The organism is Streptomyces sp. NPDC026394 (assembly GCF_055567735.1).
On sequence record NZ_JBVHPX010000053.1, the window covers coordinates 1 to 11380 of the forward strand.

Genomic DNA, 11380 nt, shown 5'->3' on the forward strand with positions numbered 1-11380 from the left:
GCCTCCGCCAACTCCAGTACCGAAGCAACCTCATCGACAGCTGCCTCACCGCAACCAGACTCGCACTCACGACAACGCGCAGACAACCTCAGTAAGCGGTCACGCCAGGCTGTGACCGGTTCCGCCATGAGCTCGCAACGTTGTCGTTGAACCAGCAACATCGCTGTAGGACTCGCAATGCGGCCGCAACAAAATGACCTTCCTTGAGTGATCATCTAGCCTGAGCACGGTGAACGAACAGCCGGTCGTCGGGACGACGGCTCGAAGGGGCAGGGGCGCCGTGGTGTGCGCCGTGGGCCTGCCGACAGCACTACTGGCCCTGCAACTCGGCCTCGGCACCGTGGCCCAGGCTTAGGGGCCCGTCGGCGCGGGGTCGCGGCGGTGAGCGGCGTGATGGCACCCGACCGCGCGACGGTCACGGAGGGTCAGGTCAGGGAGGTGGCGCCGGCGGCGTGATCACTTATCCGAGTGTGACCAGCTGCTTTACGGTGACCGTGCGGCTGCGGGACGGCGGCCTCGTCGGTGCGCACGCCAGCCTGTTCCAAGTGTCGGGCGAACTGCGTGCTCGTCGACGGCGCCCGCAACCAGCTCGACCTGATCCAGAGCGAAGCCGCCCGTCGCGGCACCCACCTGCATAATCTGCTCGACTTCGTGCACGTCGCCGACGTACACTTGGTCGGCCGCGCACGCCTTCCACCCGGTCCGCAGCCGCGAGGCCGAGACCTGGGCCGCGGACAAACTCACCGCGATCCTCGCCGGACACGCAGCCCAGGAGATGACCGCCCAGGCCGAGGCCGAACAGCTGTCCGCCACCCGGCGCGACGCCGTCGCCACCTGCGCCCGCTACCTCACCGGCCATCTCGATCAACTCCACTACGACACCGCCCTGAACAACGGCTGGCCGATCGCCACCGGCGCCGTCGAAGGCGCCTGCAGGCGCCTGATCGCCGACCGCCTCGACATCACCGGCGCCCGCTGGGGCCTGACCGGCGCCGAAGCCGTCCTCCAACTCCGCGCACTGATCACGAACGGCGGCTTCGACGACTACTGGATCTTCCACGCAGCCCGCGAACACCAACGTTTCTACCCCAACCCTGACCAGCAGAAGTACAGCCTCACCGCTTGATCCCAACCATCACTTCAAAGGATCCGCACCCATCTACGACTGGACCTGTCCACCGTCACCCGGTGCGATAACGCCAGCCTCCACACCCTGCTGGGACTGCGGCACGCCCTGCACATCGCCCACGGGAGCCTGGAGAACACCGCGACCAACTGGCCCGTTGCCCAGGCCCTGGCCCGCAACCGCCTGCGGCGCCAGTTCACTGGCCCGGCCCAGCGGTAACCAGTGAGCGCACAGGGCCGCCCGCTGTCCCGCGGCCCGGACCTGGGAAAGTTGCGGGGACGGAAGGAGCGAGTTGTCCGCGTACTCGTCTGAGTGGCTCCGGCAAGAATTTCGTAGACGGAGATCAGGGCGAGGTAGGTGGGTTGGAGCGTGGGCAGCGGCGGCGGAGGTGGGCGATCAGAACGACTCGTTGCCGGAGCAGGGGGATACCGGCTCGCCCTCCCACGATTCACTTCTGGAGCTTCACGTCGGTGATGCGCCCTTCGTTGACTCCCGAGCTGAAGCATGTGGTGATCCCCTGCACGACTGCTGCCTCGTCTTCGCGGATGGACTTGGCCAGGCTGGCCAGGGCCGGGAGGCCGGAGGCGGTGAGCCGGTCGAGCCAGGCGGGCAGCAGGGCGGCATCCTGGGCGTCGAGCATGGTGTCGAACTCGCGGACCAGCTCGTGAGTGTGCTGTAGTTCCGGGCAGTGTTCCAGGAGGCGGCAGAGCCGCTCACGGACGTGAAGGCCACGCTGGTCAGGGGCGGTGGCGATCCAGCGGGCGACTTCTCGCGGTGTGGCTGCCCGTTCGTGCACTTCTTCCAAGGGGAGCCCACGACGCAGGTGCTGAACAGCGAGCTTCACCTGCTGGTAGTGGCCCCGGTAGCCCTTGGCGGCGATCTCCTGGTGGAGGACGAAGGCATTGTGCTCGCCCTCCTCCCAGCGTTGGCGCAGATAGCCGAGATACGGGTCGAGCGGTGTGGGCCTGCGCGGGTAGTGACGCCGGACGCACTCCTGCCAGGTGGTGGCCCGCGCGTACTTGCGGACGGTGCGCCGGTTCAATCCGAGTTCGCGGGCGATGGAGTGGTAGCTGCGGCCGCGGGCGGTGTCGGTCACCGCGTGCACCGCTTCGAACAGTCGCTTCGCGTGTCGTCTGGCAGGCGTATCGGCCGCCTCTGGATCCCTGGCCTCCACAGGCTCAGAGATGACAGGTTCGGGATCGGGCGTCGCGGCGGGCAAGCAGCTCCGGTGTGCGGTGGCTATCTCCCGTACCCGCCTGGACAGTCCCTGCCACAAATGAAAGCGGTCGCTGACCTGCAGCGCGTCCGGTGCGCCGGCGGTGATGCCCTGCCGGTAGGAGGGCGAGCCGTCCCGGCACACGATCTCCACGCCGGGGTTCTCGCTGAGCCAGGTGCTGAGGGTCTGGGCGTCGCGGCCCTCCCACAGGGTGACCGGGAGCCGGGTGCCGACGTTGACCAGCAGGGTCCCGTAGGTGCCCGCGTATAGGGCGAAGTCGTCCACGCCAAGCACCCGCGGTGTGATCGCGGTCGGGAGTGGCACTCTCATCAGATGGAACAGCACACTCGTGCGCGACAGCGTCGTGTTCAGGATGCACAGCAACCTCGTACCGCCGCGGCCGGCCAGGACAATGCCGAGAATCTCCACCAGGTGCTGAAGTAACGGCGTGCGGCGCTGGTAGCGCACGGTCAGTCCCTCGATCTGCTCGGCGAAGGTGACCTTCACGCAGGTCGGGTTCTCGCAGTATAAGCGCCGTACGCTCAAGTCGATGCGGACAGGCCGGCCGCCAAGAGCGGTATCGGCGAGGTGGCGCACATAGCGGCTGTGGACCCAGTCGCTCACGACACCACAACCCGTACAGCACGCGGACACATCGCCGTGAGTGCGGGCCTGGATGACCACGGTGGGGCCCGTGGCATCCACCGAGTCGACGACCACCGACGCCAAGTGCGGTAACAGCGCGTGCAGTTCGTTGTCACGCAAGGGGAGGGTGCCCGCTGACTTGCATCCCAATAGCCAGAGTCTCACCCTGATCTCCGTCTGCGAAATGCTTGCCGGAGCCACTCAGACGAGTATGCGGACAACACTCCTGGACTCCATGGTGAGCCTCGGTGAATGGGCCACTACACACCGACAGGAGATCAACCACAGCCACCGCCATTACGACGCCACCCACTCACCGCGAACCCAACCCTGTCCGCCTACCCAAGCCGTCCGCAGAATGCGACAATTACTCCGGCTACGGAGACTGAGATGGGAGAGCCGTTGCACCAGCGCGGCTGGCGGACGGCATTCACGGTCGTTGAAAGAGTGCTTGCGTGGGCCGCTCTGGTGAGTGTCATCGAGCGCGGTTACGGCAACGACATCTACGAGTACACCAACGGCCTCTACTGCCGAAACGGGTTGCATGATGCGTGGCTTTTGCTGGACGAGCACATCGCGTCCAGCTCTGGGCCCCGCGGGTCAAAACTCTGGACGGCCACTACGGAGCCACCACCGTCGACGATGACGGCCAGACACTCGAGCAGCTCCAAAGGCTGTCCGGGCCCGACCTGTGGTGGTGGCGGGGACACCCTCGCATCCTCGTGGGGACGGGACCCGGTGCATTCCTGGCTCCCATGCGGTGAAAGGTGAACCCTATCGCTGTCTCGCGGATAAGTTGCCGACCTGGGGGGCAACCTCGGTAAGCTCGTCCTAGACGTAGCGGGCAACAGCCGACCAGAGGCGCCCGCGCTGTCCAAACGTTGCGAGGAGGTGACGTGTTGATGAAGAAGCCCGAACGGCTCACTCAAAGGCGTCATGTGGACCTCGTACGCGTCTCCAGCGCTCTGTGTCGGCGCGTCGGCCGGTAGCGAAGTCTCTGGCCCTGCTTCTCCCGAGCCACCTGGCTTATTTTTTCCTGGCTCGCCCATTGCCTGCCGCAATCCCTCTGCCTCACCTTCGGAAGGGTTGCCTCAAGGCTTGGCCCGTCCACTGCTTTCGTGCGCCGATTCTCCGATCCCGGAGGCATGCGGGGCTTATGTGGACAGGTGCCGTATTCGCTTGATCTTTCCGTGGAGCGGCCGTGTGCCCATAGGGGCGCTGGCTCCGCCCTCACAGACCCACTGGGAGTACCTCATGCCCGACTCTTCCCTCTCCGATCCGCTGCGTTTCGCCTACTGGGTGCCCAACGTCAGTGGTGGCCTGGTCACCAGCACCGTCGAGCAGCGCACCGACTGGGGCTACGACTACAACCGTGAACTCGCTGTCCTGGCCGAGAACAACGGTTTTGACTACGCGCTCACCCAGGTCCGGTACATGGCCAGTTACGGAGCCGAGTACCAGCACGAATCCACCTCCTTCAGCCTCGCGCTGCTGCTCGCCACCGAGCGGCTGAAGGTCATCGCCGCCGTCCTCCCCGGCCTCTGGAACCCCGGCGTGCTGGCCAAGCTCGGAGCCACCGCAGACCAGCTGTCCGGCGGCCGGTTCGCGGTCAACGTGGTCAGCGGCTGGTTCAAGGGCGAATTCACGGCACTCGGTGAGCCCTGGCTGGAGCACGATGAACGCTACCGGCGAGCCGAGGAGTTCATCACCGCGCTGCGTAGCATCTGGACCGAGGACCATGCGCGGTTGGCCGGCGACTTCTATCGAATCCGCGACTTCTCGCTAAAGCCCAAGCCGGTCGCCTCACCGTCACGCCCGCACCCGGAGATCTTCCAGGGCGGCAACTCCACCGCAGCGCGCGCCATGGCGGGACGGGCCTCCGACTGGTACTTCAGCAACGGCATTGACTTCGCCGGCGTCACCGAACAGCTCACCGACGTGCGGGCCTCGGCCGCGGCGGCCGGGCGACCCGCGCCCCGCTTCGGGCTGAACGGCTTTCTGATCGCGCGGGACACCGAGGCGGAGGCCCGCGAGGTGCTGCGGGAGATCGTCGCCAAGGCGGACACCGAGGCCGTACACGGCTTCGGGAAGGCCGTGAAGCAGGCGGGCCGTTCCACCGCCGACGGCAAGGGCATGTGGCAGGACTCGTCGTTCGAGGACCTCGTCCAGTACAACGACGGATTCCGTACGGGGCTGATCGGCACCCCGGAACAGATCGCCGAACGCATTGTCGCCTACAAGCGGCTCGGAGTGGACCTCTTCCTGCTCGGCTTCCTGCACTACCTGGAGGAGGTCGAGTACTTCGGCAAGCGCGTCCTGCCGCTCGTACGCGAGCTGGAGGCCCAAGCGTCCGACGAGCAGGCGCGGCCCCCGGCCCCGGCCGTGCCCTGACCGGCCCGCCCGCCGCGTCGGCCGACCCGCCTGGTACCGCTGCCCCCCTAGACCCGAGGTGACCGTCATGTCCACCGTCCTGTCCGTCTCCGGAAGCCCCTCCGCCACCTCCCGTACGGCCCACCTGCTGCGTCACCTGGACAGCAGGCTCACCGCCGAAGGCCACCGCGTCATCGAGCTCGACGTCCGCACCCTGTCCGCCGAAGCGCTGCTCGGCGCCGACTTCCAGCACCCCGACATCGTCCGTGCCGTCCGGCTGTTCGCGCAGGCCGACGGGGTGGTCATCGGTACGCCCGTCTACAAGGCCGCCTACTCCGGGCTCCTGAAGTCGCTGCTCGACCTGCTGCCCCAGTACGCGCTGGCGGGCAAGACCGTGTTGCCGCTGGCCACCGGCGGCAGCACCGCCCACGTCCTGGCCATCGACTACGCGCTGCGTCCGGTGCTCTCTTCCATGGGCGCTGCGCACATCGTCCAGGGCTGGTTCGTCCTGGACCGCCACCTCGACGTACAGGAGGACGGCACGCTCGGTATCGAGACCGGCACCGCCGAAGCCCTCCACCAGGTACTCGACCAGTTCTCCGGCGCCCTCGGCCGCACCCCGCTGCTCGCCGCCGCGAGCTGAGCCACCACCGTAAGGAACCTCCGTGACCAGCTCCGCCCCCACCCCACCGGCGCATCCGGACCACCCCGCACCCGGCACCGCCCCCGACCTCTCACCCGACTCCGCCCACGTCATCGCCGACGACGCCGAAGCGCTCGCCGTCGCGGCCGGACTGGCGGACGCCTTCCGCCCCGGCGCGGCGGAACGGGACGCCCGGCGACGGCTGCCGCGCGAGGAACTCGGCCGGCTCTCAGCGAGCGGCCTTCTCGGCATCACCGTGCCACGCGCGCACGGCGGCGCCGACGTCACCGCCGGAACACTGGCCGAGGTCTTCCGGCTGCTGGCCACCGCCGACCCCAGCATCGCCCAGATCCCGCAGAGCCACTTCGTGTACGTGAACGTCCTGCGCGCCCGAGGGAGCGCCGGCCAGCAGGAGTTCTTCTTCCGCGAGGTGCTGGCCGGGCGCCGCTTCGGCAACGCGCAGGCGGAGGCGGGCACCCAGCACGCCCAGGACATCCGCACCCGCCTGGAGCCGGACGGCATCGGCGGACATGTACTGACCGGGACCAAGCACTACTCCACGGGCGCCCTGTTCGCCCACTGGATTCCGGTGCTGGCCCGTGGCGCCGAGGACAAGCTGTACGTCGCGTACGTACCGCGTGGCGCGCCCGGCATGATGGTCGTGGACGACTGGGACGGCATGGGCCAGCGCACAACCGCCAGCGGCACGGTGCGCCTGGAGGGCGTCGTCGTACCGGCCGATCACGTCCTGCCGCATCACCTGACCTTCGAGGGGCCGCAACTGCACGGTGCCTTCGCCCAGTTGCTGCACGCGGCCATCGACAGCGGCATCGCCCGGGCAGCACTGGCCGAAGCGGCGAGGTTCGTCCGGACCAAGAGCCGCCCCTGGTTCGAAAGCGGCTCCGAGACGGCCGCCGAGGACCCGTTGCTCGTCCAGCGCTTCGGCGGGCTCGAACTGCGGGTCCGGGCGGCACGGGCTCTCCTGGAGGCCGCAGCACGGGCCGTGGACACCGCCACCGCCCGCCTGACCGACGACACGGCCGCCGAAGCGTCGATCGCGGTCGCCGCGGCGAAGGCGTATGCGGCGGAGACGGCCGTGGACACGGGGAGCGCGCTCTTCGAGGTGGCCGGCACCCGGGCCGCCTTGGACGAGCTCAACTTGCACCGGTACTGGCGTGATGCGCGGACCCACACGCTGCACGACCCGGTGCGCTGGAAGGTGCAGCACCTCGGCCGGTACGTCCTCGACGGCACCAGGCCGCCCCGGCACGGCCTCGTCTGACCCCATTTCCACCGTTCTTCCCCCTGCTTCCGGAGACCTCGTGAGCCTCACGTTCCACTGGTTCCTGCCGACCTACGGCGACAGCCGGCACATCGTCGGCGGCGGCCACGGCCTGCCCGCCGGAGCCGCGGGCGGGCAGCGCCCCGCCACCCTCGGCTACCTCACCCAGATCGCCCGCGCCGCCGAGCAGCTCGGCTTCGAAGGCGCGCTGACCCCCACCGGAGCCTGGTGCGAGGACGCCTGGCTGACCACGGCGATGCTCGCCCGGGAGACCGAGCGCCTGAAATTCCTGATCGCCCTGCGGCCCGGCGTCATCGCGCCCACACTCGCCGCCCAGATGGCGGCCACCTTCCAGCGGCACGCACCCGGCCGGCTGCTCCTCAACATCGTCACCGGCGGCGAGAGCCACGAGCAGCGCGCGTACGGCGACTTCCTCGACAAGGAAGCCCGCTACGCCCGCACCGGCGAGTTCCTCGGCATCGTGCGGGACCTGTGGCAGGGGCGGACCGTCGACTTCGCCGGGGAGCACCTGCGGGTCGAGCAGGCGCGGCTGGCCCGCGTCCCCGACCCCGTACCACCCGTCTACTTCGGCGGGTCCTCGGCAGCGGCGGGGGAAGTCGCCGCCCGCTTCAGCGACGTGTACCTGACCTGGGGCGAGCCGCCCGCGCAGGTGGCCGAGAAGATCACCTGGATACGGAAGCTGGCCGCCGACGCCGGGCGCACGGTGCGCTTCGGGATACGGCTGCACGTGATCACACGGGACACCGCCGACCAGGCATGGGCGGAGGCGCGCCGCCTGCTGGACGGCTTCGCGCCGGAGGCGATCCGCGCCGTGCAGGAAGGGCTGGCCCGCAGCGAGTCCGAGGGCCAGCGGCGGATGCTGGCGCTGCACGGCGGCAGCACGGACGGGCTGGAGGTCGCGCCCAACCTCTGGGCGGGCATCGGGCTGGTCCGCGGCGGCGCGGGCACCGCCCTGGTGGGCAGCCACGCTGAGGTGGCAGAGCGGATCGTCGAGTACCGGCAGCTCGGCATCGAAGAGTTCGTCCTGTCCGGCCACCCGCACGTCGAGGAGGCGTACTGGTTCGGGGAGGGTGTGCTGCCTCGCTTGGCGAAGGAGAAGTTGTGGCGGCGGCCGGGGGAAACGGAGACGGAGACTGACGTGCAGATCCCGTTCGCGGGACGGGGATGAGCGGCTCCGGGCCGACCGGCCCCCAGGTCGTCGGGGTACCGCTCCTCGCTGAGTCTCCGGCACGGGCCGTCGCGTCGCGGGAGAGGGCCAGTTACTGACGTTGTCCGGGTGGTGTCGTGAGGGCTGACGTCTGGTGATCGTCGCAGTACGCCGGAGTCATGAGATATCCGCGAGGCGGTGGCCTGACCGCTGAGCGGCGGGCGTTCTCGCGAGCGCATTTGGGTGGAAGCGGCAGGGTGTTCGCCGCCGGGCAGGGCAATGACGTGATCTCGAAGCGGCTGCGGGTCAGCGTCTGCTCGGTGCAGCGGTGGCACCAGGCCTGGGAAGCCACGGGGCGACGGGGTCTGTGCTCGCAGGGGCCAGCCAGCCCGGCCGGGGCTGAACGGGGTCCTCTTCGCGGTGCTGGAGCAGGAACTGGTCTGGGGGCCGGTGGCACATGGCTGGCCGGTCCAGACCTGGACCCTGGCACGCACGGATGCGCACGCTCATCGGACGCCGGTTCCACAAGAGCTTCGCCCTCTCGGGCATCACGAAGATGCTCAGGCGGCCCGGCTGGTCCCACCAGGTGCCGGCCCGCCGGCCGCCGGACGCGATTCGGATGCGCTGGCTGGCTGGGTGAAGGGCACGTGGCCCGCAGCCTAAGCGGTGCGGCGGCGCGCGGGGCCTGGCTGCGCTTCGACGACGAGGTCGGCTTCTCGGTGACGCCGCCCACACGCCGCATCTGGGCCCGGCGCGGCATATGCCGCTCATCCGGCTCCGGGGACGTTCCCAGCACCGATTTTCGATCGCCGCTTCGGCCTGTTACCGCCCCGGCCAGCGGCCACCACCACACCGGATGTCCTTTCCCCCTGAGCTGCTGGTCGCCGCCCTCGCGCAGCTCCGGGACGACCTTCTCGCCCGGCTCCTGCCGCCCCGACGGATTCGCAGCCGGCCCCGTGTCGTCAAACGCCAGATGTCCAACTATCGGCCCAAATAGATAGAACGCAACACCTAGCTGCAGCCCACCAGACCCCCGACCGACGCCATCGTCATCCACGCACCATGAACTCGACACCGATGACACCGATAACGCAGCGGCAATGCGCTTAGGCATGGCCGGATGAAAGATGATCCACACGACTGTGCCCCCTTCACTGATGCTGCACCTAGCTGATGAGCCGAGCTCGCGAACAAGAAGGAGGCCAGGCCGCTAACAATCAGCCGGTCGGGCCCGTGGCAGGGTTTACCACCAGTCGTCAGCTCTTCTCAGAGCGCTGCAGCATGGTCCCGGATTTCGTCACGGCATCCCTGATGCTGAACCTCAAGAGCGATTGGGATGGAGCTCGTGCCGTGGTGCACTCGACTGCATTCGTACCGATTCCAAAGTGAGCAATGCAGCCCCGTCATGGTCCATGACAGCTGGCGTACATTCCAGATGAGTTTGGCGATCCTGAGTCCCAACTGCGGCAGACCAGATCAAAACTGCACGAACAAGCGTTCGGGAGATCGAGTCAGCGGCAGGGAATGAGGTAGAAGTACACGCCATGGAATCGACGCCTGCGCCGCGTTGGGCACAGCACCCTTCCACTGGGGATTTGGTCTACCTCACCCCGACGTCACAAGGCTTGACGTTTCAATGGTGAGGACCAAGGGCCTGAAAATACGGGACTTCCAGACAGAGCCTAGTGGGCCTTCGCCCCTATCCGCGCGGACAGCCAGCGCTGCGCCAGTTCAAACGAGCCTCGCTCAAGCTGCACGCGAGAGAATTTCAATCGAGACCTACCTCGAACTTCAGATATGGTGGTAGGGAATAACTCTCACCTCGCCATCCCTTGCGAACAGCTTACGATGTGGGCCGGAGGCATCTTGCCATGCGTGTAGAACAATTGGAATATCTGATGGCAGTCAAACGACTCGGGTCGCTGCGCCGTGCTGCAGAGTCGCTATATATGTCTCAGCCAGCGTTGGGCCAGACGCTGCGCAAACTGGAGCGCGAACTTGGAGTGGAGCTCATGGAGCGCAAACGCTCGGGAGCCGAAATCAGTCGCGAAGGGCTGGAACTGCTGCCGCACATCACCGCGGTGCTTGGCGCAGTCGACCGTCTGCGCCAAGCAGCCGACGAACAGCCCCACACCAACCGCAGGCTACGGCTGGGCACGGTCAACGCGGCCACCGTCGCCCTCCTGACACCAGCCATCCGCGAGTTCCGCACCACCCACCCATCGACCCAGGTGGAAGTTGTCGCTGACCGGCACGACGGCATCCAACAAGACCTCATCGAGGGCGGATTGGATCTTGGAATCGTCAGCTACCTACTCGATGACGACCTCCCGCCTGACCTGCACACTACTGAGCTGCTGCGTGGACGACCCGTTGTATGCATCCGTCAGGACAGTCCTCTGGCCGCACTCAAAGCAGTCACCGTCGCCGACCTGCTGGCCCACCCGCTGATCACGATGCGAGCCGGCTACGTCATGCACCGTTACATCCACTGCCTTCTCAGCGGCAGCACACCGCCCTTCTCTTACTCGGCCGAGGGCGCCGAAATGGGCAAACTCATGGTCGCAGAAGGGCTCGGCGCCACCGTCCTACCTGACTACAGCGTGCACGGCGACCCACTGGAGCGAAGCGGCACCATCACCTACCGCCCCCTCGCCGACGACAACACCGAATTCCGCGTCATGCTGCAACAACGCCACGCACACACGGCACGCACAGCCGTGCACGACCTGCACAGCACCCTTGTACGCCAAGCCGAAAGACGACGCGAAAACCTGCCCACGCGAAGGAAAGAAGAACGATGAGGTCTTCGTCGCCCCCTGCAGACCGTCTCTTACGAGTTGGTGCGTGATTGTGGGTGGGCATGCTCTGTTGGTGAGGGGTTCGACTGATCGTTCGGTGTTGGCGCATCCGCTGTTCACTGGCATCTC

General features: G+C 67.6%; 10 protein-coding genes and 1 pseudogene. 10 read left to right on the forward strand and 1 reads right to left on the reverse strand.

The window, feature by feature from the left end:
- Window positions 1–229: 229 nt before the first annotated feature.
- Together ACZ4QV_RS42050 and ACZ4QV_RS42055 are read left to right on the forward strand one after the other, a co-directional pair.
- Window positions 230–355 carry a hypothetical protein gene (locus tag ACZ4QV_RS42050; protein ID WP_467764523.1) on the forward strand — a complete coding sequence of 42 codons (126 nt, stop codon included), beginning with the start codon at window positions 230–232 and terminating at the stop codon, window positions 353–355.
- Between the two features lie 206 nt (window positions 356–561).
- Window positions 562–1126 (forward strand): annotated as a pseudogene (locus ACZ4QV_RS42055) (ISKra4 family transposase); the annotation flags it as partial.
- 448 nt (window positions 1127–1574) lie between these two features.
- Here ACZ4QV_RS42055 and ACZ4QV_RS42060 read toward each other — a convergent pair.
- Window positions 1575–3188: an ISL3 family transposase gene (locus ACZ4QV_RS42060; RefSeq protein ID WP_467764524.1), complete on the reverse strand. Its 1614-nt coding sequence runs from the start codon at window positions 3186–3188 to the stop codon at window positions 1575–1577.
- A gap of 701 nt (window positions 3189–3889) precedes the next feature.
- Between ACZ4QV_RS42060 and ACZ4QV_RS42065 the strand changes: the two genes are divergently transcribed.
- From ACZ4QV_RS42065 to ACZ4QV_RS42100, 8 genes are all read left to right on the forward strand, one after another.
- Complete coding sequence (locus ACZ4QV_RS42065) at window positions 3890–3976, forward strand: putative leader peptide (protein ID WP_467764527.1); 87 nt, start codon at window positions 3890–3892, stop codon at window positions 3974–3976.
- Between the two features lie 265 nt (window positions 3977–4241).
- On the forward strand, window positions 4242–5378 hold the full coding sequence (gene sfnG / locus ACZ4QV_RS42070) for a dimethylsulfone monooxygenase SfnG (protein WP_361160745.1): 1137 nt from the start codon (window positions 4242–4244) through the stop codon (window positions 5376–5378).
- 67 nt (window positions 5379–5445) lie between these two features.
- Window positions 5446–6000, forward strand: a complete 555-nt coding sequence (ssuE, locus tag ACZ4QV_RS42075; RefSeq protein ID WP_361160742.1) for an NADPH-dependent FMN reductase — start codon at window positions 5446–5448, stop codon at window positions 5998–6000.
- A 112-nt stretch (window positions 6001–6112) separates the two neighbouring features.
- Window positions 6113–7282 carry an SfnB family sulfur acquisition oxidoreductase gene (locus ACZ4QV_RS42080; RefSeq protein ID WP_467764528.1) on the forward strand — a complete coding sequence of 390 codons (1170 nt, stop codon included), beginning with the start codon at window positions 6113–6115 and terminating at the stop codon, window positions 7280–7282.
- A gap of 40 nt (window positions 7283–7322) precedes the next feature.
- Window positions 7323–8471: an LLM class flavin-dependent oxidoreductase gene (locus ACZ4QV_RS42085; protein WP_361160739.1), complete on the forward strand. Its 1149-nt coding sequence runs from the start codon at window positions 7323–7325 to the stop codon at window positions 8469–8471.
- 475 nt (window positions 8472–8946) lie between these two features.
- Window positions 8947–9090 (forward strand): winged helix-turn-helix domain-containing protein, encoded by a 144-nt coding sequence (locus ACZ4QV_RS42090; protein WP_467764525.1) that lies wholly within the window; start codon window positions 8947–8949, stop codon window positions 9088–9090.
- A 216-nt stretch (window positions 9091–9306) separates the two neighbouring features.
- Window positions 9307–9447 carry a hypothetical protein gene (locus tag ACZ4QV_RS42095; RefSeq protein WP_467764526.1) on the forward strand — a complete coding sequence of 47 codons (141 nt, stop codon included), beginning with the start codon at window positions 9307–9309 and terminating at the stop codon, window positions 9445–9447.
- An 874-nt stretch (window positions 9448–10321) separates the two neighbouring features.
- Window positions 10322–11254, forward strand: a complete 933-nt coding sequence (locus tag ACZ4QV_RS42100; protein ID WP_361160733.1) for a LysR family transcriptional regulator — start codon at window positions 10322–10324, stop codon at window positions 11252–11254.
- Window positions 11255–11380: the final 126 nt, after the last annotated feature.

Bases quoted from the DNA above. Each gene is read 5' to 3' on its own strand.
- ACZ4QV_RS42065 (WP_467764527.1), top strand. From the start codon at position 3,890: ATGAAGAAGCCCGAACGGCTCACTCAAAGGCGTCATGTGGACCTCGTA.
- sfnG (WP_361160745.1), top strand. From the start codon at position 4,242: ATGCCCGACTCTTCCCTCTCCGATCCGCTGCGTTTCGCCTACTGGGTG.
- ssuE (WP_361160742.1), top strand. From the start codon at position 5,446: ATGTCCACCGTCCTGTCCGTCTCCGGAAGCCCCTCCGCCACCTCCCGT.
- ACZ4QV_RS42090 (WP_467764525.1), top strand. From the start codon at position 8,947: ATGCGCACGCTCATCGGACGCCGGTTCCACAAGAGCTTCGCCCTCTCG.
- ACZ4QV_RS42095 (WP_467764526.1), top strand. From the start codon at position 9,307: ATGTCCTTTCCCCCTGAGCTGCTGGTCGCCGCCCTCGCGCAGCTCCGG.
- ACZ4QV_RS42100 (WP_361160733.1), top strand. From the start codon at position 10,322: ATGCGTGTAGAACAATTGGAATATCTGATGGCAGTCAAACGACTCGGG.